Consider the following 22,421-nt stretch of genomic DNA (forward strand, 5'->3'; position numbering starts at 1 on the left):
TAGTTTTAGTTATATTTGTAAAAAAAAAGAAATGCAACTCATATTATTTTGGATTTTGTATCCAATCCTGTTTTTAATCTCAATTTTACCTTTTAGAATTTTATACATTGTTTCTGATGGCGTTTATTTTTTGGTCTATTATGTTATTGGTTACAGAAAAAAAGTAGTCAGAGAAAATATCGCATTATCATTACCACATCTTTCCGAAAAAGAGCGAAGAGAAATTGAAAAAAAATCATATAAACACCTGTGTGATATGTTTTTAGAAATGATAAAAACGATGTCAATTTCGGTGAAAGAAATTGAAAAGCGTTTCGTTGTAAAAAATTTAGATGAATATTTAGAGCTAGAAAAAGAAGGGAAAAGTATAGCGTTAATGTGTGGTCATTATGCTAGTTACGAATGGAGTATTTCAATTAATAGTCAAATCACTTTTGATGGATTTGCCATTTATAAAAGAATTACCAATAAACATTTTGACAATTTGGTAAAAAAAATTCGCTCTCGTTTTAAAGCATATTTAATCACAACGAAGGAAACCATCCCAACAATTGAAAAAAATGATGAAAATGGAGTGAAAGGATTATATGGTTTTGCTAGTGACCAATCGCCACAAATAAGACAGAAAACCTATTGGAGTAAATTTATGGGAATTGAAGTTCCTGTATATGTTGGAGCAGAAATACTTGCTAAGAAGTTCGATATGAACATAATGTTTATGAAAATCAAAAAAGTTAAACGAGGTTTTTATGAAGCAGAATTTGAGCTTTTAACTAAAGAGCCAAAATCAATTCCAGATTTTCAGATTACGGAAACATTTTTACGAAAAGTAGAACAACAAATTTTAGAAGCACCAGAATTTTATCTTTGGACGCACAAAAGATGGAAACATAAAGGCAAAAACAAATTGAATAAGGAATCGTAACTTACAATTTTATTTTTGTAGTATTGTAATAATGAAATTATCTGTAATAATCACCACCTATAATGCTGAAGAATGGCTTCACAAAGTGCTTGTAGGTTATAGTGTTCAAACTATAGATGATTTTGAAATTGTCATTGCAGATGATGGTTCTACCGATAAAACAAAAGCAGTTTTAGCCTTATTTTCAAATAAATTTAAGTATCCAATTGTTCATGTTTGGCATGAAGATAAAGGTTTCAGAAAATCAGAGATTTTAAATAAAGCCATTCTTAAAACAAATTCTGATTATTTACTTTTTACTGACGGCGATTGCATTCCGAGAAAAGATTTTGTTTCAATTCATTTAAAAAATAAAGAAGTCAATTATTTTCTTTCGGGTGGTTATTTCAAATTGCCAATGGACGTTTCTAAAGCCATAACGGATAACGATATTGAAACTCAAAATTGTTTCAATGTTTCTTGGTTAAAAAAACAAGGCTTAAACTTGAATTTTAAAGCAACCAAACTCACACATAATAGGTATTTTGCCGCATTTATGAATTGGTTAACGCCAACCAAAAGAACTTTCAACGGACATAATACTTCTTGTTTTAAAAAAGATATTTTGGCAGTTAATGGTTTTAATGAAGACATGCAATATGGTGGTTTGGACAGAGAAGTTGGCGAAAGAATGTTTAATAACGATTTATTTTCAAAACAAATTCGATACTCAGCAATTTGTATTCACTTAGATCATTCTCGCGGTTATTACAGTCAAGAAGGTTGGAATAAAAATTTAGCTATCAGAGCTTTCAACAAAAAAAATGGTGTCGTGAAAATCAAAAACGGTATAGAAAAACTACCTTAATTTTTTGATGGTTTTCCAAATAGCGAATGCATTTTCATTCTTCTAAATAAAGAGATTTTCCTTTTCTTCGGAACACCATTTTTGGCAATATAATTTTTTACTGCTTCAACCATTCTTTCTGCGGATTTTCCATCGTTATAGGGATGATATTGTTCAAAAATGTCTTTTCTGTTTTTTGCAAAAGTATCTTCAGAAAGGTTTTTTTCTACCAAAGGAATTAATTGAGCATAATCAAAGCTGTTTTCCCAAACGATATTTTCAGAGATGTTTTTGAAAGTTATTGCGGGTTTATTTAAAAGTAAAAATTCATAAATTACAGAAGAAGTATCACTAATCATTAAATCAGCCATTAGTAGAAATTTGATGATATTTTTTTCTGTTTCAAAAATAATATTCGGTGTTTCATCGGCTAGATTTTTGTATATATCTAACCAATTTTTATCCATCAAAGGATGAAATTTTAATAGAACTAAATAATCAGGATTTTTAACCAATGCTTTTAACTCATCAACCAAAAACGGTGCTGAAGTAAGTTTTGGCGAAAAAGTTGGTGCATAGAGCAGTATTTTTTTTGCATTGAAATTGGCTAAAAGCTGCTTCTTTTCATCATCATATAAATGTAAGTCAGTTCCATATACATCAAGTTTTGGCCAACCCGTTTCGATAACGTCAAAATCTTGGTATTTATTTTTAAAATCAATAAATTTTTTAGTAAAATATGGACCTTGGGTTAAGTATAAATCAAAATAGTGACGAATTCTAAAATGTCCTTTTTTCTCTCCAGCCAAACCATGAAAAACTTGTACTTTTAATCCATGCAAATAATGAGGAACTTCGTTTCCGGGAACAAAAATAGCATCTGCTTTATAGTTTTCTAAATTAGTAATTAATGATGTATGATTTTCATTCTTAAAGGGAAAATCAGGTAGTATTTTTTCATTGATGTACCAAATGTAATCATGGTTTTTTGCCAGTAAATAATTTTTTATTGGTTCAAGAATTCCAAAGGAATAATTATTTTGACAAAAAAGAATACATTTCATTTTAAAGCATTTTGTTTACATTTTCTAAATCTTCTACAAAGTCAATTTCCATACAATTAAAAGCAGAAATGTCAACGGCAGTGATTTTTATTCCATCTTTTTCAATAGCCAATTCCAATCCTCTTTCAAAGTAATCGTTGTCATTACATTCTTCTAATCTATTGATAAAAGCTTGAATGTCTTTTGAGGAAATAAAATTGATACCAACTGCTTCACCAAGACCATTTTTTACGGTTTTTGAAAGTTCGTTGATAAAACCATCTTTTAATGTGTATTTTACTTCTTCATCTGCTACTTTACTTGTATTAACAGCTACAAAAGAAGTTTTTGATTTTATATATGGATGTAAAATGTCTAAAATTTGTCTATCAAAAACCACATCGCCGTTGAACCACATTACTGATTTATCACGATTTTTTTTCAATGCTTGAAGCAAACTTTTAGAAGTATTTGTTCTGTCAAAAAAGGGATTGTATATATAGGTAAGTTCAGGAAAACGCTCCATGATTAAATCTTTTTTGAAACCAACAACTACGTTTATATCATCAATATTAAATTTTGAAGCAATGTTCTCTGTTTGATATTCCATTATACTTTTACCATTTTTTAAAGGTGTTAATGGTTTTGGGAATGGATTGCCAAGTCTTGAGCCAATTCCTGCTGCGAGAATAATTATTTTCATACTATTATTATTTGATGATAATATTGTGTTTATTGATTGTATATCTTTTTATTTATCCATTTTAAAACATAAGCCTGCATACTTTTTTTTCCTAGTTCAAGGCTTTGAAGACAAACGAATAACTTTTTCTTGTTTAAATCAAACCAAAACAATTTAAAAATGGTCGGTATGGTTTTGTAGGTTCTGAAATAGGTTAATTGAAAATTTGTCTTTAGAACATAAGTTTCATTTTTTATTTCAATATGATTGGACAAGGATGAAATTATAAATTGATCATTGTTCCTAAATTTATGTTTAATGTTGTTCTCCAAAAGATTTGGATGTTTTGAAAAGAAGTTTACTAAAGTTGATTTTCTAACCGAAACTGGAGTATGATCTCTTCGAACGTATTTTTTTTCAAATCCAACAATTTTGGCACTTTTTTGTTGTAAATGCTTGTAGCCAACGTTTGTTTTTAAATTTTTATTGAAGTATTTATTATAGGTTTTTCTAAACCAATTGTTGGAGTAAAAACTATCCCATCTTCCACGAATTACAGGCAATCCATTGATAAAAAAATCATCCTTTTTAGTATCTCTCATCAATAGAGTATCATCATTAAAAATGATAAAATGCTCAGCTAAAGTTGGAATTCTATAAAGCGCCGTGATAATCGAACATGAGTTAAACGTTGGTAAGTAATTTTCAAAATCTTTAAAAATTACAGTATGGTCAACCAGTTCTAAATTGATGTTGACTTTTTTACCTTTTTCTCTAAGTTTATCAAAAGCTTTAGGTTTTTGATTATCAGTTACTATAAAAATAGTTCTAATAAATGGAGCAAACTTTATGATAGATTCAATTGTTAATTCAATTTCATCAATAGAGTTATATCTTTTGCTACTTACTTTATTATTCCAATCAATTTTTTTTTCTAAATGAGTATTGATTTTATTTCGCCAGACAACGTCACTACCATCAACCCAAGTGATAACCGCATCAATTTTGAAATTATTTTTTACTAAATCACTCATTTGGTTTACGATACTAAAGTTTAATAATTAAAATGATTTTAAACCGCTACATCATATTCTCTCAAAGCATCATTGAGTGAAGTTTTTAAATCAGTTGATGGTTTGCGAGTTCCAATAATTAATGCACAAGGAACTTGAAAACTACCAGCTGCAAACGTTTTTGTATAACTTCCAGGAATAACAACACTTCTTGAAGGAACAAATCCTTTGTATTCGATTGGTTCACTACCAGTAACATCGATAATTTTTGTTGACGCTGTAAGACAAACATTGGCGCCAAGAACAGCTTCTTTTTCTACACGAACGCCTTCAACAACAATACATCTTGAACCAATAAAAGCACCATCTTCAATAATTACTGGAGCAGCTTGAAGCGGTTCTAAAACACCACCAATTCCAACACCACCAGAAAGATGAACATCTTTGCCTATTTGTGCACAACTTCCAACTGTTGCCCATGTGTCAACCATTGTTCCTTCGTCAACATAAGCACCAATATTAACATAACTTGGCATCAAAATTACACCTTTCGAAATATAGGAACCATATCTTGCTACAGCAGGCGGAACAACACGAATACCTTTCTCAGCATAACCAGTTTTGAGCAACATTTTATCATGATATTCGAAAATCCCAGCTTCCCAAGTTTCCATTTTTTGAATTGGAAAATAAAGCACTACCGCTTTTTTAACCCATTCATTCACTTGCCAACCTGAAGTTGTTGGTTCAGCAACTCGCAAAGTTCCAGCATCAAGTAAAGAAATAACTTCTCTGATAGCGTTTGTAGTAGTTTCTTCTTGAAGTAAAGCACGGTTTTCCCATGCTGATTCTATGATAGATTGTAATAGTGTCATTTATTGTAATTTTTTACAAATATAGTCGCATTTATGTATTTTTCAAATCATTTAATTATCAACGGAATTTACTTGTTTTTATGAATCTTGATTAACTTTGTATAAATAAATTATCAAAACTTAATGAGTTATTGATAAAATAATTCAAGCTTTTTTATTTATAATTTCGAAACAACGAGCTGTAAAAATAAAATTAATATGCCAAGAATTCTAGCCATTGATTATGGAATCAAACGAACAGGAATTGCTGTTACAGATGAGTTACAAATTATAGCTTCTGGATTAACAACCATTTCATCAGAAGCGACTATAGCTTTTTTAAAGAATTATTTCTCTCTGGAAAAAGTAGAAAAAGTACTCATTGGCGAACCCAAACAAATGAATGGTTTAGCTTCTGAAAGCACTCCAATTATTGAAAAATTTGTTCTAGATTTTCGAAATAACTTTCCAGAAATGAAAATTGAAAGAGTAGATGAACGATTTACTTCTAAAATGGCTTTTCAAACCATGATTGATAGTGGATTGAAGAAAAATCAAAGAAAAAATAAAGCTTTAATAGACGAAATAGCAGCTACTATTTTACTTCAAGATTATTTGACTAGAAAAATGATTTAAATTCATTATTTTTGTCACTTTAAAATTAAAAAAATGATTATTCCTATTTATGGTTATGGCGAACCTGTTTTAAGACAAGTCGGAGAAGAAATTTCGCGAGAATATCCAAATTTAAAAGAAATTATTGCCAATATGTATGATACTATGTACAATGCATATGGTGTTGGATTAGCTGCGCCACAAGTAGGTTTGGCTATTCGTTTGTTTGTTATCGATACAGAACCTTTCAGTGACAGTGATGATTTGTCAAAAGAAGAACACGAACAATTAAAAAACTTCAAGCAGACATTTATCAATGCAAAAATGTTGAAAGAAGAAGGCGAAGAATGGGGATTTAATGAAGGCTGTTTGAGTATTCCTGATGTTCGCGAAGATGTTTATAGAAACGAAAGAATTACTTTAGAATATTATGACGAAGATTTCAATAAAAAAACAGAAGTTTTCGACGGATTAATTGCTCGAGTTATTCAACATGAATACGATCATATTGAAGGAATTTTGTTCACGGATAAAATTTCAATGTTAAAAAAAACACTGATTAAGAAGAAGTTACAAAACATAATGGAAGGAAAAGCAAGGCCAGATTACAGAATGAAATTTGCCAATAAAAAAGGAAGATAATTAACATTTTTAAAATAAACATTTAAATATATTTGTGCCCTAAATTAAATTAATAAGATGAACGTAGAAAAAATATTAGCTATTGCTGGAAAACCAGGTTTATTTGAATTAAAATTACAAACACGTTCTGGATTTGTTGCGGAATCTCTACTTGACGGAAAAAAAATCACAGTAGGAATGAGAAGTAACGTAAGTTTACTTTCCGAAATTTCAATGTACACTTACAGTGAAGAAAAACCATTGGTTGAAATCATGAGAGCAATTGCTATAAAAGAAAACGAAGGTCCAGCCATTTCTCATAAAGAAGATAATGATAAATTAATAACTTATTTCAAAGAAATTCTCCCAGATTATGATGAGGATAGAGTTTATGCTTCTGATATTAAAAAACTTTTAAACTGGTATAATATTTTGCAAGCTAAAGGTTTAGTTTCAAAAGAAGAGCCAAAAGTAGAGAATGCTGAAGTAATTAAAGAACAAGTGGTTGAAGAAGTAAAGGCTAAAAAAGCAACAAAAAAAACTAAAAAAGAAGAATAGTTAATTACTTCTTTATAAATACAAATCCTATTGTTGAAATCAACGGTAGGATTTTTTAATTTTACGAAGTTATTATTTAAAAAATAAAGTCTATTATCTATTTGTCTATCATCTAAATATCTAAAATCTAAAAATGAACACACGCCAGCAACAACTTGATGCTTTCAACAGACTACTAGATATCATGGACGATTTGCGCGAAAAATGTCCTTGGGATAAAAAGCAAACACTTGAAAGTTTACGCCATTTAACCATTGAAGAAACCTATGAGTTAGGCGATGCAATTTTGGATAATGATTTGGTTGAAATCAAAAAAGAATTAGGTGATTTGCTGCTTCACATTGTTTTTTATGCCAAAATAGGAAGCGAAACCAACTCCTTTGATATAGCCGATGTTGCCAACAGTATTTGTGATAAACTAATCGACAGACATCCACATATTTATGGTGATGTTATCGTTGCCGATGAAGAAGAAGTGAAGCAAAATTGGGAAAAACTAAAACTTAAAGAAGGTAAAAAATCAGTGCTAGAAGGTGTTCCGAAAAGTTTACCCGCATTAGTTAAAGCCAGTCGTATTCAAGACAAAGTAAAAGGTGTCGGATTTGATTGGGAAGAACCACATCAAGTTTGGGATAAAGTTCAAGAGGAGTTAAACGAATTACAAGTCGAAGTCCAAGCAGGAAATCAAGATACAATAGAAGCTGAATTTGGCGATGTATTGTTTTCCATGATAAATTATGCACGTTTTCTAAACGTCAATCCCGAAGATGCTTTGGAACGAACCAATAAAAAATTCATAAAACGATTTCAATATTTAGAAAGCAAAGCTTCAGAGTTGGGAAAGCCACTTGCTGATATGACACTCGCAGAAATGGATATTTTTTGGGAAGAAGCGAAAAAATTATAATTTGCAGTCTTCAGTAATCAGTCTTCAGTTTCCAATCAAGTTGGTGATGATAATTAGAAGTAATCAGTTGTCACGCTGAGCAACAACAAACCAAAACTTGAAACTTGAAACCAAAACCAAATTATGAAAACACCTTACTATGCCGTTATTTTTACTTCTTCTTTAGAAGAAAACAAAGATGGATATGTTGAAATGTCTGAGAAAATGGTTGAATTAGCCAGTCAACAAGAAGGTTTTTTAGGAATAGATTCTGCTCGTTCAGAAATTGGAATTACAGTTTCCTATTGGAAAGACTTAGCATCAATTCAGCAATGGCGACAAAATACAGAACATTTAGTTGCTCAAAAATTAGGTAGAAAACAATGGTATAAAAAATTTTCAGTAAGAATAGCATTAGTAGAACGCGAATATGATTTTGAAAAATAGGTATTGATTATTTTTATTACATTTGATGCTAACCAACCAAAATACCAAAATATGTCTGAAACAAAGCATGAATTAAAACGTTCACTAGGATTAATTGACGCCACAAGTATTGTTGCCGGTTCCATGATAGGTTCCGGTATTTTTATTGTTACTTCCCAAATGGCGCGCGATGTAGGTTCCGCAGGTTGGTTAATCGTTTTATGGTTAATCACAGGTTTGTTAACCATGTCAGCCGCATTGAGTTATGGAGAATTAGCTGGAATGATGCCAACGGCTGGCGGACAATTTGTTTACATTCAACGAGCTTACGGAAAATTAGCTTCGTTTCTTTATGGTTGGACGGTTTTTACTGTAATTCAAACTGGAGTCATAGCTGCTGTTGCAGTGGCATTTGCTAATTATACGGCCGTTTTTTTTCCAGCCTTAGAAAATAAAATTTTAGAATTTGGCGAGAGTTATTCTTTTACCAACAAACAAGTTTTAGCGATGGTTAGTATTCTTTTGCTAACATACATTAATTCTAAAGGTGTAAAAAGTGGCAAAACACTGCAACTGATTTTTACTTTTGCTAAACTTTTTGCGCTTTTTGCTTTGATTTTTTTTGGATTATACGTTGGTTTACAAAGCGATGTTTTGGCTGATAATTTCACCAATATGTGGCAAGCTTCCAAAACAGTTTTAAATTCAGATGGTTCAATATCGGTAACACAATTAACTGGCGTAGCGTTGCTTGGCGTAATGGGAGCAACAATTATTAATTCATTGTTTTCTAGTGATGCATGGAACAACGTTACGTTTATTGCAGGAGAAATTAAAGAACCCAAAAAGAACATTCCGCGAAGTCTTTTTTTAGGAACAACTATTGTAACCATTATTTATATTTTAGCAAATATTGCTTATTTGGCTCTTTTACCAATGTCTGGAACTCCAGATGGTTCGTCTGTTGCCGAAAACGGGATTATGTTTGCAGCTCAAGATAGAGTTGGAGCTGCAGCTGCTAATGTTATGCTTGGAAATATTGGTGTTTTTGTAATGGCTGCTTTAATTATGGTTTCTACTTTCGGATGTAATACTGGATTGGTTTTGGCAGGCGGACGAATTTTCTATGCAATGGCAAAAGATGGATTGTTTTTCAAAAAAGCAGCCGAACTAAACCAACACGATGTTCCCGAAAAAGCGCTCTGGTTTCAATGTGTTTGGGCATGCGTGCTCTGTATTTCAGGGAAATATGGTGATTTATTGACCTATGCAACCTTTGCTTCTTTATTATTTTATATGTTGACTATTTATGGTATTTTTATCCTTAGAAAAAAAGAACCAAATGCTGAACGACCATACAAAGCTTTTGGCTATCCATTCATTCCTGCATTATATATTTTTATGACAGCATTGATTTGTATTGCACTATTGATTTATGATACAGTAAATACGGGATTAGGATTAGTAATTGTAGCTTTGGGAATTCCAGTTTATTATTTATTTATTGACAAAAGAAAATAATTTTATATTAAAAAAAAATAGCTATTTATGAGTAAAATACAATGGCAAATTGCCAAAGAATTTGAAGATATAACCTATAAAAAATGCAATGGCGTAGCACGAATTGCTTTCAATCGTCCTGATGTTCGCAACGCTTTTCGTCCAAAAACTACGGCCGAATTACTGCAAGCTTTTCACGATGCTCAGGAAGATACTTCCATTGGAGTAGTTCTGCTTTCTGCCGAAGGTCCAAGTTCCAAAGACGGAATTTGGTCGTTTTGTTCTGGTGGCGATCAAAAAGCGCGTGGACATCAAGGCTATGTTGGTGATGATGGTTACCATCGATTGAATATTTTGGACGTTCAGCGATTAATTCGTTTTATGCCAAAAGCAGTAATTTGTGTTGTTCCTGGTTGGGCTGTTGGTGGCGGACATTCGCTTCATGTGGTGTGCGATTTGACTTTGGCAAGTAAAGAACACGCAATTTTCAAGCAAACCGATGCCGATGTAACGAGTTTTGATGGCGGTTATGGTTCGGCATATTTAGCTAAAATGGTCGGACAGAAAAAAGCACGTGAAATTTTCTTTTTAGGACGTAATTATTCCGCTCAAGATGCTTTTGAAATGGGAATGGTAAATGCCGTAATTCCACATGCTGAGTTGGAAGATACAGCTTATGAATGGGCACAAGAGATTTTGGCAAAATCGCCAACATCTATCAAAATGCTAAAATTCGCAATGAATTTAACCGATGATGGAATGGTTGGACAACAAGTTTTTGCTGGCGAAGCAACACGTTTAGCTTACATGACTGACGAAGCTAAAGAAGGTCGAGATGCGTTTTTGGAAAAAAGAAAACCAAACTTCGATAAAAAGTGGTTGCCATAATTTAATATTCAGTTTCTACGCACAGTTTGTCATTCCGACGAAGGAGGAATCTCATATAGATTTATCAACAAGACTTTCATAAAATTAGAAATTAACCATGCAGAACTTCACCAACGAACCAATCGATATTTCAGCTTTACCAAGGTACGAAGAAGTAAAATTGAATGCATTGCAACCAAAATATTGGAACGTAATTTTATTAAATATTTCGGCAATTTTTCTAATCATTGGGATAGCTTCAGCTGTAATTATTTATTTTGTTGAAGAAATTCATTTCATGTCTTGGCTTTTCGGATTGGTTTATGTTTTGTTTTTGGGATTTACATTTTTATTGAGTAAAATTTCATTTCAAAAAAGAGGTTTCGCTTTCAGAGAACACGATGTAATTTACAGAAGCGGAATTTTAGCTACCAATACAATGATTATTCCCTACAATCGAGTACAACACGTTGCTTTGCATGAAGGTTTTATTTCGCGTTATTTTGATTTGGCAAAAGTAGAAATCTTCACTGCTGGTGGCGATTCTAGTGATGTATCAATTCCAGGAATTAAAAAAGAGCAAGCCGAAGATATCAAACAATTGCTAATGGGTAAAATTCAAAAGCAACTATAATGAAATCTGAATTTTCAACTCCACAAAGACAATCCAAAACAGGTTTACTCGTCTTGTTTGCTAATTCGCTTTTCGAATTTTTAAAAGCGATGTGGATTGTGCTAATTATTTTCTTTCTGAAAGGAAAAGCAACGGATATTTTTTGGGGAATTGGAATTTTTGTATTGGTTTTACTGGGTTTCGGCGTTTATTCTTATCTGAAATACCGAACTTTTACTTTTTATATTGATGAAAAGCAAAATGAATTCGTTGTGCAACACGGCATTTTGAACAAAACAAAAACGGTTATACAATTACACAAAATCCAACAGGTAAATTTAAAGCAAAACATTATTCACAGGATTGTTGATGTGTATCAAGTTAACATTGATTCGGCTGGAAGTGAGGAAAAAGAAGCCGTAATCAATGCCGTTTCAAAAGAAGTTGCCATGGTTTTAAAAGCTAGGCTTTTGGATAACGAACGAGTTGATATAGTCGATGATTCGTTTGAGGTTGAAAAAGAAATGGAGAATAAACCGTTTTTAAAAATTGACTTAATCAGTTTACTGAAAGTTGGAATTACGTCCAATTATGCCAAAAGTATCGGTTTGTTGTTGACTTTTTTCTTCACCATTTATGAAAATCTCAACCAAGCTGGTGCCGAAGAATATGTCGATGGAAGCAAAGTGAAGGATTTTATTCAAAGCAATACAGAAGTTTATTCGGTTTTACTGGCAATAGTACTATTGTTTACCCTGATTTTCATCATCAATATCGTTAGAACTTTGGTAAAATATTATGGTTTTAAAATAGCAAAGCAAAAAGGTTCGTTAGTTATGTCTTATGGTTTAATTGCAACACAAAGCACGATTTTAAAGCCGGAAAAAGTTCAAATTGTGAAAATTACACGAAATTTTTTCCAGAAAAAGCTAAAAATCCTTGAAATAAAAATCAAGCAAACGATTAATGATGAAAGCAAAAAAGACAAATCAACCATTGAAATTCCTGGTTGTAATGAGATAGAACGTGACGAAATCCTGCAATTGATTTTTAATGAAATCCCAGAAAAAGGAGAAAAATTAAAACCAAATTTTCGTAAACTTCTCTTTTCAATCTTTATATTAATTGTATTACCTTTATCTGCCTATTTAGCGATAGGAAATTGGTTGGTGAATTCCCTCTTTGAATACAAAAATATTGCGATAGTTTGTGCTGTTTTTATATTCATTGGATTGTTTTTTGGATTTAAAAATAATAGTTTATTCATCAACAATAAGCACATTATCATGCAAAGCGGCGCTTGGGATGTTGATAATGAAGTTATAAAAATTGAAAAAATACAAGCCATAACAACATCACAATTATTTTGGCACAAAAGCTTAAATATTGGTTCATTAACGATACATACCGCAGGAGGAAATGTTAGTTTTCAACTAGGTAAATTTGACAAAATCAATCAATATGTCAATCATTGGTTGTACCAAATTGAAAAAAACGAGAGTAATTGGATGTAAATCTAAAAATCTAATAAGTCTAAAAATCTAGAAGTCTATATCATGAAACATTGGGTTGAAGCTGCGCGAGTGAGAACATTGCCTTTATCGGTATCAGGAATTATTGTGGGAAGTTTTTATGCCATGTCGCAAGGAATTTTCAATTGGAATATCGTAATTTTTGCGCTTTTAACGACTTTAGGATTGCAAATTCTATCCAATTTTGCCAATGATTACGGCGATGGAGTAAAAGGAACGGATAACGACGATAGAGTTGGACCAAAACGGGCAATTCAAAGCGGTGTAATTTCGCCTACAGAAATGAAACGAGCAATAGTAATTACATCCTTAATTACGCTATTATTTGCCGTTCTGTTGATTTATTTTGCATTCAAAGGGAAATACTTGGTGTTTTCATTAATCTTTCTTGTATTGGGAATTTTGGCTATTGCTTCTGCAATTCGATATACCGTCGGAAAAGGTGCTTATGGTTATCGTGGTTATGGCGATGTATTTGTTTTCGTATTTTTCGGAATGGTAAGTACATTTGGAGTGTATTTTATGTTTTCTAAAACCTTGGATTTATTGTTGTTACTTCCAGCTACTTCAATTGGATTTTTAAGTGTTGGAGTTTTAAATTTAAACAACATGCGCGACGAAGAAAGCGATAGAAAAGCGGGAAAAAATACGATCGTAGTTAAAAACGGTGGAACTTGGGCAAAGAAATACCACTTCTTTTTGGTGATTTCGGCTATGATTTTGGTGCTGATTTTTGCGTTCTTAAATGACTTTCATTTTGATCAATACATTTTTGTCGTGGCTTATTTTCCAATGATTAGTCATTTGATAACAGTTTATAAAAATAAAACGCCTCGACTTTTAGATCCAGAATTGAAAAAATTAGCAATAAGTACGTTTTTATTGGCGGTACTTTTAGCCTTGTGTTTGATATTCTTCATATCAGATGTGGTTGTGAATTATGTTTAAAAATTTTATTTAAAACATAAAAGATTGAAAAGTACTTTTGAAGTTGATAGTAAGAAGTTTAATGAGTTTTTGAAGGTAAATGTAGAGCGTGGAACTTTGCATACTAAAAGATATTCATTGAATATTGTGTTTTTTATATTTACAAAAACTGAAAAAAAATTTTTTGGAATGAATGGAAAGAATAAGTTTGAAATTACTGAAACTTTTGAATATTTTCCAAATATGTACAGAATTAGCGGTGATTATAAGTTAAAAAGCAACAATCAAACAGAAGTGAATTATGAATTATTACCGTTAGGATTTGTTTATCATTGGTTTAAATTTATGCCGTTAGCTGTAATTCCGTTGTTTAATTTAATCCTTTGTTTTCAGGTGAAATCGGCTAGTTATAAAGATTTTGTGATTGCAAACTCAATAATGATTTGTTTTGTGTTTTTTAGCTGTTTTTATATGTGGCTAAAAAAAAGAAAGCTTGAAAATATTTTTAAAGAAGTATTTGAAATAGAAAAATAAAAAATAAGTTATGAAAATTACATTTTACGGTCATGCTTGCATCGGAATTGAAGTAAGCGGAAAAAACATCATCATCGATCCGTTTATTTCAGGCAATGAAAAAGCGGCGCATATCGATATCAATTCATTAAAAGCAGATTATATTCTGATTACACATGCGCATTTTGATCATATTTTGGATGTTGAAGCGATTGCAAAAAATACAAATGCAGTTATTGTTTCGAACTGGGAAATTGCGACCTATTTTGGGAATAAAGGTTTTCAATATCATCCGATGAATCACGGAGGAAGCTGGCAGTTTGATTTTGGAAAAGTGAAATATGTTGCTGCGGTTCATTCTAGCGCTTTTCCAGATGGAACATATGGTGGAAATCCTGGTGGTTTTGTAATTGAAGGCGAACATAAAAATATTTACATTTCGGGAGATACAGCGTTAACTATGGATATGAAGTTAATTCCAATGCGAACCAAACTAGATTTGGCTGTTTTTCCAATTGGAAATTGCTTTACAATGGATGTGGAAGACGCAATTTTAGCTTCCGATTTTGTAGAATGCGATAAGATTTTGGGTTGTCATTTTGATACTTTTGGATTTATTATGGTTGATCACAATGACGCAAAAAAGAAATTTTTCGATGCTGGAAAGGATTTAATGTTACTTGAAATAGGGCAAAGTATTGATTTGTAAATCAAATAAATAATAGATGATAAAGAGTGTCAAATTTTTGGCACTCTTATTGTTTTAAGTGAAAATAAAAATCATAATATGAACAAAAGATTAAATGTATTGTTTGCGCTGTTTTCTTCTTTCGTTTTAGCACAATCTAAAGATGGATATTGGGATAATGTTCGAACTACAAACGAAACGATTACGCTTGGTGCTGGAAAAAAGAAAATGATTAAAACCGCCGATTTTCCACTTGGAACAACGGAAGTTGTGTATCGAATTTCGATTCTAGATGATAACCAAAAGATTTCTTCGAGTTTGGTTTCAGTTTTGAAAGCAATTCCAGATCCAACGGGAATTAGCCAAGGTTCGGCTGGAGCAGTTTTTTTAGCTTCGACAATTTCAGGAGATGATAAATGCAAATACGCTGTTTTTAGCAACGAAAAAGACGCATTGGAGTATGAGAAATCAACTGTGCTGAAAAATGCTTGTGTGATTCAAAACGAACCTATAAACAAAGAAGCAAAATTGCTTTCGGAGAAATCGAAATGTTTAAACGGCAATCAAAATCTATGGTTTGTTTTTGAAAGTGATAATTGGATTATGAAGCAAAAAATAGTTTTTGAAGTCGTGCCTTGGGTAGATTATAAATTCAAGAATGGCTGGACAAATGCAGCGAAAAAAGAATTGCTTTTAGAAATTGAAAACAATGATTTTTTTAAATCTATAAATCAGAAAGATATATTATTAGGATATTTTATTGAAACTTTTACTTCAAAATATAATTTCAATGATTTTAAAGAAATAATTCCTGCAGAAAGAGCAAAAGCGTTCAATGATGTAATGGATGAAAGCTTAAAGAAATCAGGTTTGATGAACGGTTATTTGGATGGAATTCGCGCTGAAGCAAAACGATTTTTATCGGCTAAAGAATATGAAAAAGGAATGTCGCTTATTGAAAACGATATCATTCAAAAAGGCAGAGCAACCGATTTGGATTATGGTTTACAAGGCGATTTTTATTTGATGACAAAGCAATACATAAAAGCGGAAGTGGCAATTAAGAAAGCGATTTCAATGAATGCTACAAATATCGAACATCAATTGCGTTTGGCGCACGTTTATTTGTTTTCTAATCGAATAAGCGATGCTAAAGATATTCATAAAAAATACCGTTCAAACAATGTAAGTTCCAGTAAAAGTTGGACACAAGCCACAAAAGAAGATTTTGAAAACTTCAAGAAAAACGGTTTGCCAACAGATGATTTCAAAAAGATTTTCCGAATTTTAGAATAAAAAAATGATAAAAGCAACGTATAAAAAGCATATCCTTCAATTTAAGCAAGCATCAGGAACGTCTCGAGGAGTCATGACGGAAAAAGAAACTTGGTTTGTTATTTTGGAAGAAAACGGTAAAAAAGGAATAGGTGAATGTGGAATTCTCCGCGGACTTTCGGCTGATGATCGACCAGATTATGAAGAAAAACTACAATGGACATGCGAAAATATTCATCTTGGAGAGGAAAAATTATGGCAAGAATTGATTGAGTTTCCATCCATTCAGTTTGGAGTTGAGATGGCTTTTTTGTCTTTACGAAGTAAAAATCCGTTTCAATTATTTTCTTCCGAATTTGTTTCTGGAGGAAAATCTATTGTTATAAATGGATTGGTTTGGATGGGAAATGAAGCCTTCATGAAGCAGCAAATAGAGGAGAAGATTGCTCAAGGTTTTGGCTGTATAAAAATGAAAATCGGAGCGATAGAATTTGACAAAGAATTGGAGTTATTGCGCTTTATTCGTCAAAATTTTGATGAAAATACGATAGAAATCCGTGTTGATGCTAATGGTGCTTTTAATGAAAATGAAGCTTTAAATAAAATAAATCAATTAACTGGTTTTAAATTGCATAGTATTGAGCAACCAATACAAAAAAATCATACTGACACGATGTCAGTATTGTGTAAAAATACGAATTTACCTATAGCTTTAGACGAAGAACTAATTGGCGTGTTTTCGGCATCTGAAAAAGAAAATTTGTTACAAAAAATAATGCCACAATACATCATTTTAAAGCCAAGTTTTATAGGTGGATTTCGAGGAACTTTAGAATGGATTTCGTTGGCAGAAAAATACAATATCGGTTGGTGGATTACTTCAGCTTTGGAAAGCAACATCGGTTTGAATGCGATTGCACAATTTACTTTTACGTTAAATAATAAAATGCCTCAAGGTTTAGGAACGGGAAGTCTATATACCAATAATTTTGATTGTCCGCTTGTGGTAGAAAAAGGTCAACTTTGGTACAAACCAGAATTAGGTTGGAAAGTTGATTTGTGATTTTTTGTAACACGTTTTTTGTATCACAGAGTTTCACAAAGTTTTTTCACAAAGCTTCACAGAGTTTTTTTGTGTAACTCTGTGAGAACTTTGCGAAACTTTGTGTAAAAACTATTTACTCCAATCGATTTTTCTTGAAAAATACATCACAGCTGCCAAAATGAAGAACAAACCAATACTTCCAGCAAGCAAAGCATAATCTTCCATTTGGATAATCACAAAAATAAATGCGTATAAAACCGAAAGCGATGTGGCAATAAACATCGGGAATTTTTTATTTTTTAGAATGGAAACCGAATACAGCGATATCAAAGCTACAACTGCAATTCCCGAAATTCCATATGCCAAACTGAAACTACTGTGTTCGGTAATTGAAATCAAGAGCGTGTAAAACATAATCAATGCAATTCCAATCATGGAATACTGAAAAATGTGGATATTGATTTTGCTAATCGACTGAATTAAGAAGAAAATCAAGAACGTTAAACCAATAACAAGGAAACCATACTTAGAAACGCGTTCATTTTGCTGATATTCGTCCACTGTTTCAATTAATTTTACGCCAAAGAGATAATCATCCAAATCAGGTAAAACGTTGCTGTATTGCTGCGAAAACGTTCTGTTGATGTCTAAAACTTTCCAATCGGCGTAAAAACCTGTTGCAGAAATACTTTTTGTAGTATCATTTGAGGCAAAAGTTCCTTCAAAACTTGGCGATTGCCAATCAGAATCGATAGAAACGTTTGTTACTTTCCCAATTGGGACAAATTTCAAGCTGTTGCTTCCGTTGTAAACAATGTTGAAATTAAAGTTGATTTTGTCATTGTTTGCCAAATTTTTATAATCAAAAACCGATGTCGAAAGCAAACTATAGTCGGTTTTGTCGTTGTTTTGAGGTTCGAACGAAAGTTTTTGATTGTTTAGTTCTACTTTCAATTCACTTTTGATACTTTTTAAATTGGTTGTTTTTACGATAATTGAGGCTTTATCCCAAAGTATATTTTCGGGAGCAATATTCAACTTTGCAAAATCGGGCGACGTGAAATTCCCTTTAAAATTCATATTTGCCGTAAAGACAATTGGGTTAAAAATACCTCGTTTCAGCGACTCACTCTTCATCACTTTGGACGAATTGGTCAGTTCATTTGGAAAAAAGTAGGCATAATTGGTCGTTGCTTTCTTCTGAATGGTTGTTGCGCCGGTTTTGGTATCGGTAACATTGTAATTGTCATATGAAGTATAAGGAATTTTTAAAATCGGACCATAAAATTGAATATCGCTTCCCCAAAGATTAGAAACTTCTCGTGTGACTTCGTTTTTTCGTTGCGAACGTTCTGTTATTAAATCTTGCACAAAAAATAGCGGAATGAGCAATACTAGGGTTAAAAAACCTACCATAATCATTTTGGCAGTGGTCGATTGAAAGAATGTTTTTGGTTCTTGGTTTTGAATTTCTTGATTTTCCATGATGTTGAGTTTTATAATTGATTAAAATTTGTTAAATACGATGTAGAGATATAAAAGTGCGATTGGAATATTAGCCAACATAATCAGCATTTTGATGGTTAAATCTTCGCGCTCATTAGGTTTGATAAAAAACAGAAAGAGTAAATTCAGAAATACCAGCAGATTGATGAAAAAAGCTAAAATCAAATAGAAATACCCAATGAAATAGAGCAATCCATATTCGGGAAGAGCAAAATGCAATAAGAATAAAAGCGTTCCAATGCCAAAAGAACTAATCGCTAAATAGGTTGAAAATCCGGCAGATTTTTGATTTTCGTGTGAAAATGTTTCCATGAGTGAATTATTTAGAAGTGATATTTTTTTTAATCAAAAAGGCGAAATAGATGAAAATTCCAAACTGAATAGAGAAGAATAACGACGTTTTAGAAGTTGCCGCAGTAAAAAGGTCAACGATTAAATCGAACGGATTGCTAATGATATCCCAACTGTTGTAGCGAAGAATTCGTCCAACATAAATTCCGAAACCGCATAAAAACGAAATACAAAAAAGTGTTATAGAAGCATATTTTTTTGAAATAATCGTTTGGAGTGTTTTTTCAAAATGAGTAAGCGATAACAATCCCAATCCAAAACCAATCAAAGCATACGAACTGATAATGATTAAATCCAACCAAAAAATAAATCCATCCGAATTGTCCAAATGCACCAAATCGGTAATGATGTAAAATGAATTTGGGATAAACAAAAGCCAAATTATCAATAAAGCATAGCGTTTTAATTTGGAATTGTTTTTTGCATCCAATGATTGAAAATAAGAACTCATAACATAGGGAACAAAAGCAAGAAACAGATTCCAAATCAGGAAAAACAAATAGACAGATTGGGTAATTTTGGCTCTTATCAAAAGCAATGAAAGACAATAAATGATGTACAGAAAAAGCGTTTGATTTACTTTTTTGTCTTGATGATACAGTTTTAAGGCAAAGTTCATGTTATCGAATATTAAAGATGAATTGAATTTCTCTCAGCGATTTGTAAAGCATTTTGTCAAAAGCCAAATGGTAAAACTGATGCGCATTTTGACCGCGTTTGTAATAGTTGTAAAACGTTTTCAGTCGGTTAGGGTAGAAAAGCGTTCCAACGAAAATCACCATAAATAGATAAGCGCTTTTTTTGCCGTTGCCTAGCAAATAATATTGCATTCCAATTTCTTCAATAACCGAAACTCCAGTGTTGGTTAACACATGAATGACATCGTGATCTTCCAATTTGGGTTGCATTTCAAAGTTGTATTTCAATAAAAAGCAACCCATGTGAAAGCCCAAACTGTCGTTGGGAAGCAAAATCAATTCTTTTGGAGTAATGTTCCAAGGTTCGTTCTTTTTGAAGAACTTTTGATAAGGTTTTTTACTCCATTCATACATTTTTTCGATGATTAAATCTCTCATAATTAAATTTAAAAGCACTTTGAATTTCAAAGTAAATGAATAAAAAAATAGCGTTAGTTTTTTGATAATAATTTTTCAAGCGCTTCAATATGTTCTTTGAACGCTTTTTTTCCTTCGTTTGTGGCGATGTAGCGTGTATTCGGTTTTTTGCCGATAAACTGTTTTTCGATCATAATATAATTTTCGGTTTCCAATGCTTTGGTATGACTGGCAAGATTGCCATCGGTTACGCCAAGTAATTCTTTCAGCATATTGAAATCGGCACTTTCATTCACCATCAATACCGACATAATGCCAAGGCGTATGCGATGATCAAAAGCTTTGTTGATATTTTGGATGATGTTTTTCAATTTTTAATAAGTGTCAATAATAGTTTCTAAGAAAGTGGAATTTACCAATTGTGATGGTGCAACAACCTTTTCTTCTAATGGAATTTTATTTCCATAACGTTCTTTTAAAATTTTCTTTACTTTTTCGTCTGCTAAATTAAAGCTTTTCAGTTTTTCTAGTGGACAAAGTTCTATTCCAACGCTGTTTTTATAAATTTTCCATACCAATTCGGAGCAATAGATTTTATCGTCTGTCCATTCGAAATATAAATCATAATCTTTTTTGTCAAACTGTTTTCCGTAGTTTTTCATTTTAGAAATAACTTCAGGAGTTAAAATTTCAGAACTATTTTTCAGTCGCTTAACTAAATATTTATTGCCTTCACCATGTTTAATCCATTCGCTCAAAAGAGTAGTTTTAACGGGTTGAACGGCTTCAAATACATATTTCTCACCATTTATAACATAAATAATTCCGCAATGAGAAAACTTGGAATTAGTTGCAATTCGAACTGCTTCACATTGTTTTGATTGGGAAGTCTGAAAAATGATATCGCCATCTTGAACAGATTGTTCGATTTTTTTATTAATTGTAGAAAAAGCTTTTTCAACTTGATTTGAATTGACTTTTGCAAAAACAAAAAAAGCAATCAATAATGTGACGATGAGTAAAATTTTCTTTTTCATAAAATCAATTTCTATCATATTTAAAATACATCAACGCACCATAAACAACGTGACAAACGCCAAAACCTAATGCCCAAAACAATAATCCATAACCTAAAAACCAGGTTGATAATAATCCTAAAATGATTAATGTTATGCCTAAATATCGAACATCGCCAAGAGTATATTTACTCGCATTAAGACAAGCCATTCCATAAAAAATCAGCATTAACGGAGCAACGAGACTTAAAATTTCTTTTTCAATTAGGAAAATGATGAAAAATCCTCCAGTCAATAATGGAATTAAAAAATTGATTAATAATCGTTTTGATGTTGGGTTCCACAAACTTTCATTTGCTTTTTTTGCTTTCTTCAAACTCAAAATCAATCCAGTTACAATTGATAAAACAATTACCGAAGCTGCAATGATGAATAATTTTACCACTGCTTCGTAGGATATGATTAACGTTCTGTATGAACCCATAGTTGAAGTGTCAAAGTAAATGGTCTTATAAGCTAACCATGCGCCAATTAAGGAATAAATCCCAGCCAATATTCCCGATAATCCACTTAATGAAATGAAGCGAGAAGATTGCGACATCATTTGTTTGATGTCTTGAATGTCTTTAAGGTATTTTTCGTTTTCCATTTTAAAGTACTTTGAAAAACAAAGTAAATAATAATTTTTCCTTTGACCAAATATTTTTTCGATTATTTTTGAAAAAAAATCATCGTGAAGCCACAAGACCTTTATATACTGAACCAACCAGAAAAATACCGAGACATTTTATTTCATGTTGTAGCAGTAGTGGAGCAAGTTGTTCCCGAAGCAACTTTGGAATACAAGTGGAAAATTCCTTTTTTCTACCTAGATAAAAAGCCGTTTTGTTATTTAAATGCTAGTCACAAAAAGCAATTTGTGGATGTAGCATTTATGAAAGGATTTGAATTAAAAAAAAATCAGCAACACTTGGTTGCTGATAATGGTAGAAGTATCGTTAAATCATTACGCTATTCAAATTTGGAGGAAATTGATAATGAAATATTAATTTCTGTTTTGAAAGAAGCGTTACTTTTTTATTAA

28 protein-coding genes are annotated in these 22,421 nt (G+C 31.8%); 17 read left to right on the forward strand and 11 right to left on the reverse strand.

The genetic code is table 11. The features are described from left to right. Positions 1-31 precede the first annotated feature (31 nt). Both BC748_RS07535 and BC748_RS07540 read left to right on the forward strand, forming a co-directional pair. Positions 32-925, forward strand: a complete 894-nt coding sequence (locus tag BC748_RS07535; protein WP_133532868.1) for a lysophospholipid acyltransferase family protein — start codon at positions 32-34, stop codon at positions 923-925. Between the two features lie 31 nt (positions 926-956). Continuing rightward, positions 957-1,772, forward strand: coding sequence for a glycosyltransferase family 2 protein (locus BC748_RS07540; RefSeq protein WP_133532869.1), 816 nt, complete (start codon positions 957-959; stop codon positions 1,770-1,772). Here the strand turns inward: BC748_RS07540 and BC748_RS07545 are convergent. Genes BC748_RS07545 through BC748_RS07560 form a run of 4 tightly spaced genes read right to left on the reverse strand, consistent with a single transcriptional unit; the run spans position 1,769 to position 5,364 of the window. Beyond that, entirely contained in the window at positions 1,769-2,815 is a 1,047-nt protein-coding gene (locus tag BC748_RS07545) for a CDP-glycerol glycerophosphotransferase family protein (protein WP_133532870.1), read from the reverse strand. The two genes, BC748_RS07540 and BC748_RS07545, sit on opposite strands and share 4 nt — an antisense overlap. A 1-nt stretch (position 2,816) precedes the next feature. Beyond that, on the reverse strand, positions 2,817-3,497 hold the full coding sequence (locus tag BC748_RS07550; protein WP_133532871.1) for a phosphocholine cytidylyltransferase family protein: 681 nt from the start codon (positions 3,495-3,497) through the stop codon (positions 2,817-2,819). Between the two features lie 29 nt (positions 3,498-3,526). Beyond that, positions 3,527-4,510 (reverse strand): Stealth CR1 domain-containing protein, encoded by a 984-nt coding sequence (locus BC748_RS07555; protein WP_133532872.1) that lies wholly within the window; start codon positions 4,508-4,510, stop codon positions 3,527-3,529. A gap of 38 nt (positions 4,511-4,548) precedes the next feature. Further along, positions 4,549-5,364, reverse strand: coding sequence for a 2,3,4,5-tetrahydropyridine-2,6-dicarboxylate N-succinyltransferase (locus tag BC748_RS07560; RefSeq protein WP_133532873.1), 816 nt, complete (start codon positions 5,362-5,364; stop codon positions 4,549-4,551). Positions 5,365-5,562: 198 nt separating this feature from the next. Here BC748_RS07560 and ruvX point away from each other — a divergent pair, with 198 nt between their 5' ends. From ruvX to BC748_RS07630, 14 genes are all read left to right on the forward strand, one after another. Next, complete coding sequence (gene ruvX, locus BC748_RS07565; protein ID WP_133532874.1) at positions 5,563-5,979, forward strand: Holliday junction resolvase RuvX; 417 nt, start codon at positions 5,563-5,565, stop codon at positions 5,977-5,979. Between the two features lie 33 nt (positions 5,980-6,012). Then, entirely contained in the window at positions 6,013-6,600 is a 588-nt protein-coding gene (gene def / locus BC748_RS07570) for a peptide deformylase (RefSeq protein WP_133532875.1), read from the forward strand. 57 nt (positions 6,601-6,657) lie between these two features. After that, entirely contained in the window at positions 6,658-7,137 is a 480-nt protein-coding gene (locus tag BC748_RS07575; protein WP_133532876.1) for a DUF5606 family protein, read from the forward strand. Between the two features lie 133 nt (positions 7,138-7,270). Further along, positions 7,271-8,044 (forward strand): nucleoside triphosphate pyrophosphohydrolase, encoded by a 774-nt coding sequence (gene mazG / locus BC748_RS07580; RefSeq protein WP_133532877.1) that lies wholly within the window; start codon positions 7,271-7,273, stop codon positions 8,042-8,044. A 123-nt stretch (positions 8,045-8,167) separates the two neighbouring features. Then, a complete protein-coding gene (locus BC748_RS07585; protein WP_133532878.1) occupies positions 8,168-8,470 on the forward strand; it encodes an antibiotic biosynthesis monooxygenase family protein in 303 nt (100 codons plus the stop codon). 51 nt (positions 8,471-8,521) lie between these two features. After that, entirely contained in the window at positions 8,522-9,970 is a 1,449-nt protein-coding gene (locus BC748_RS07590; protein ID WP_133532879.1) for an APC family permease, read from the forward strand. Between the two features lie 27 nt (positions 9,971-9,997). Continuing rightward, positions 9,998-10,837, forward strand: a complete 840-nt coding sequence (locus BC748_RS07595) for a 1,4-dihydroxy-2-naphthoyl-CoA synthase (protein ID WP_133532880.1) — start codon at positions 9,998-10,000, stop codon at positions 10,835-10,837. 97 nt (positions 10,838-10,934) lie between these two features. Next, positions 10,935-11,450, forward strand: coding sequence for a PH domain-containing protein (locus BC748_RS07600; protein WP_133532881.1), 516 nt, complete (start codon positions 10,935-10,937; stop codon positions 11,448-11,450). Then, entirely contained in the window at positions 11,450-12,943 is a 1,494-nt protein-coding gene (locus BC748_RS07605; RefSeq protein ID WP_133532882.1) for a PH domain-containing protein, read from the forward strand. Before BC748_RS07600 ends, BC748_RS07605 begins: the two co-directional genes overlap by 1 nt. A gap of 42 nt (positions 12,944-12,985) precedes the next feature. Further along, the gene (gene menA / locus BC748_RS07610; protein WP_133532883.1) at positions 12,986-13,909 is read left to right on the forward strand and encodes a 1,4-dihydroxy-2-naphthoate octaprenyltransferase; all 924 of its coding nucleotides are present in this window, start codon (positions 12,986-12,988) and stop codon (positions 13,907-13,909) included. 24 nt (positions 13,910-13,933) lie between these two features. Next, a complete protein-coding gene (locus BC748_RS07615) occupies positions 13,934-14,422 on the forward strand; it encodes a hypothetical protein (RefSeq protein ID WP_133532884.1) in 489 nt (162 codons plus the stop codon). A 10-nt stretch (positions 14,423-14,432) separates the two neighbouring features. Beyond that, positions 14,433-15,110, forward strand: a complete 678-nt coding sequence (locus BC748_RS07620) for a metal-dependent hydrolase (protein ID WP_133532885.1) — start codon at positions 14,433-14,435, stop codon at positions 15,108-15,110. A gap of 78 nt (positions 15,111-15,188) precedes the next feature. Then, entirely contained in the window at positions 15,189-16,385 is a 1,197-nt protein-coding gene (locus BC748_RS07625; protein ID WP_133532886.1) for a tetratricopeptide repeat protein, read from the forward strand. Positions 16,386-16,392: 7 nt separating this feature from the next. Next, complete coding sequence (locus BC748_RS07630) at positions 16,393-17,427, forward strand: o-succinylbenzoate synthase (RefSeq protein WP_133533067.1); 1,035 nt, start codon at positions 16,393-16,395, stop codon at positions 17,425-17,427. A 111-nt stretch (positions 17,428-17,538) separates the two neighbouring features. Here the strand turns inward: BC748_RS07630 and creD are convergent, their stop codons facing one another. From creD to BC748_RS07665, 7 genes are read right to left on the reverse strand one after another with little or no spacing between them, the layout of a single operon-like run. Beyond that, positions 17,539-18,894 carry a cell envelope integrity protein CreD gene (gene creD, locus BC748_RS07635; protein ID WP_133532887.1) on the reverse strand — a complete coding sequence of 452 codons (1,356 nt, stop codon included), beginning with the start codon at positions 18,892-18,894 and terminating at the stop codon, positions 17,539-17,541. A gap of 21 nt (positions 18,895-18,915) precedes the next feature. Beyond that, complete coding sequence (locus tag BC748_RS07640; protein WP_133532888.1) at positions 18,916-19,227, reverse strand: hypothetical protein; 312 nt, start codon at positions 19,225-19,227, stop codon at positions 18,916-18,918. Between the two features lie 7 nt (positions 19,228-19,234). Further along, positions 19,235-19,885, reverse strand: a complete 651-nt coding sequence (locus tag BC748_RS07645; RefSeq protein ID WP_133532889.1) for a DUF1361 domain-containing protein — start codon at positions 19,883-19,885, stop codon at positions 19,235-19,237. Between the two features lies 1 nt (position 19,886). Further along, positions 19,887-20,342: a hypothetical protein gene (locus BC748_RS07650; protein ID WP_133532890.1), complete on the reverse strand. Its 456-nt coding sequence runs from the start codon at positions 20,340-20,342 to the stop codon at positions 19,887-19,889. 53 nt (positions 20,343-20,395) lie between these two features. Continuing rightward, positions 20,396-20,692, reverse strand: a complete 297-nt coding sequence (locus BC748_RS07655; protein WP_133532891.1) for a winged helix-turn-helix domain-containing protein — start codon at positions 20,690-20,692, stop codon at positions 20,396-20,398. 3 nt (positions 20,693-20,695) lie between these two features. Continuing rightward, on the reverse strand, positions 20,696-21,358 hold the full coding sequence (locus tag BC748_RS07660; RefSeq protein ID WP_133532892.1) for a YiiX family permuted papain-like enzyme: 663 nt from the start codon (positions 21,356-21,358) through the stop codon (positions 20,696-20,698). A gap of 4 nt (positions 21,359-21,362) precedes the next feature. Continuing rightward, on the reverse strand, positions 21,363-21,986 hold the full coding sequence (locus BC748_RS07665) for a hypothetical protein (protein WP_133532893.1): 624 nt from the start codon (positions 21,984-21,986) through the stop codon (positions 21,363-21,365). Between the two features lie 84 nt (positions 21,987-22,070). Here BC748_RS07665 and BC748_RS07670 point away from each other — a divergent pair, with 84 nt between their 5' ends. Next, on the forward strand, positions 22,071-22,421 hold the full coding sequence (locus tag BC748_RS07670; RefSeq protein ID WP_133532894.1) for a DUF1801 domain-containing protein: 351 nt from the start codon (positions 22,071-22,073) through the stop codon (positions 22,419-22,421).

It is taken from the genome of Flavobacterium dankookense (assembly GCF_004362665.1).
In the GTDB taxonomy this organism is placed as follows: domain Bacteria; phylum Bacteroidota; class Bacteroidia; order Flavobacteriales; family Flavobacteriaceae; genus Flavobacterium; species Flavobacterium dankookense.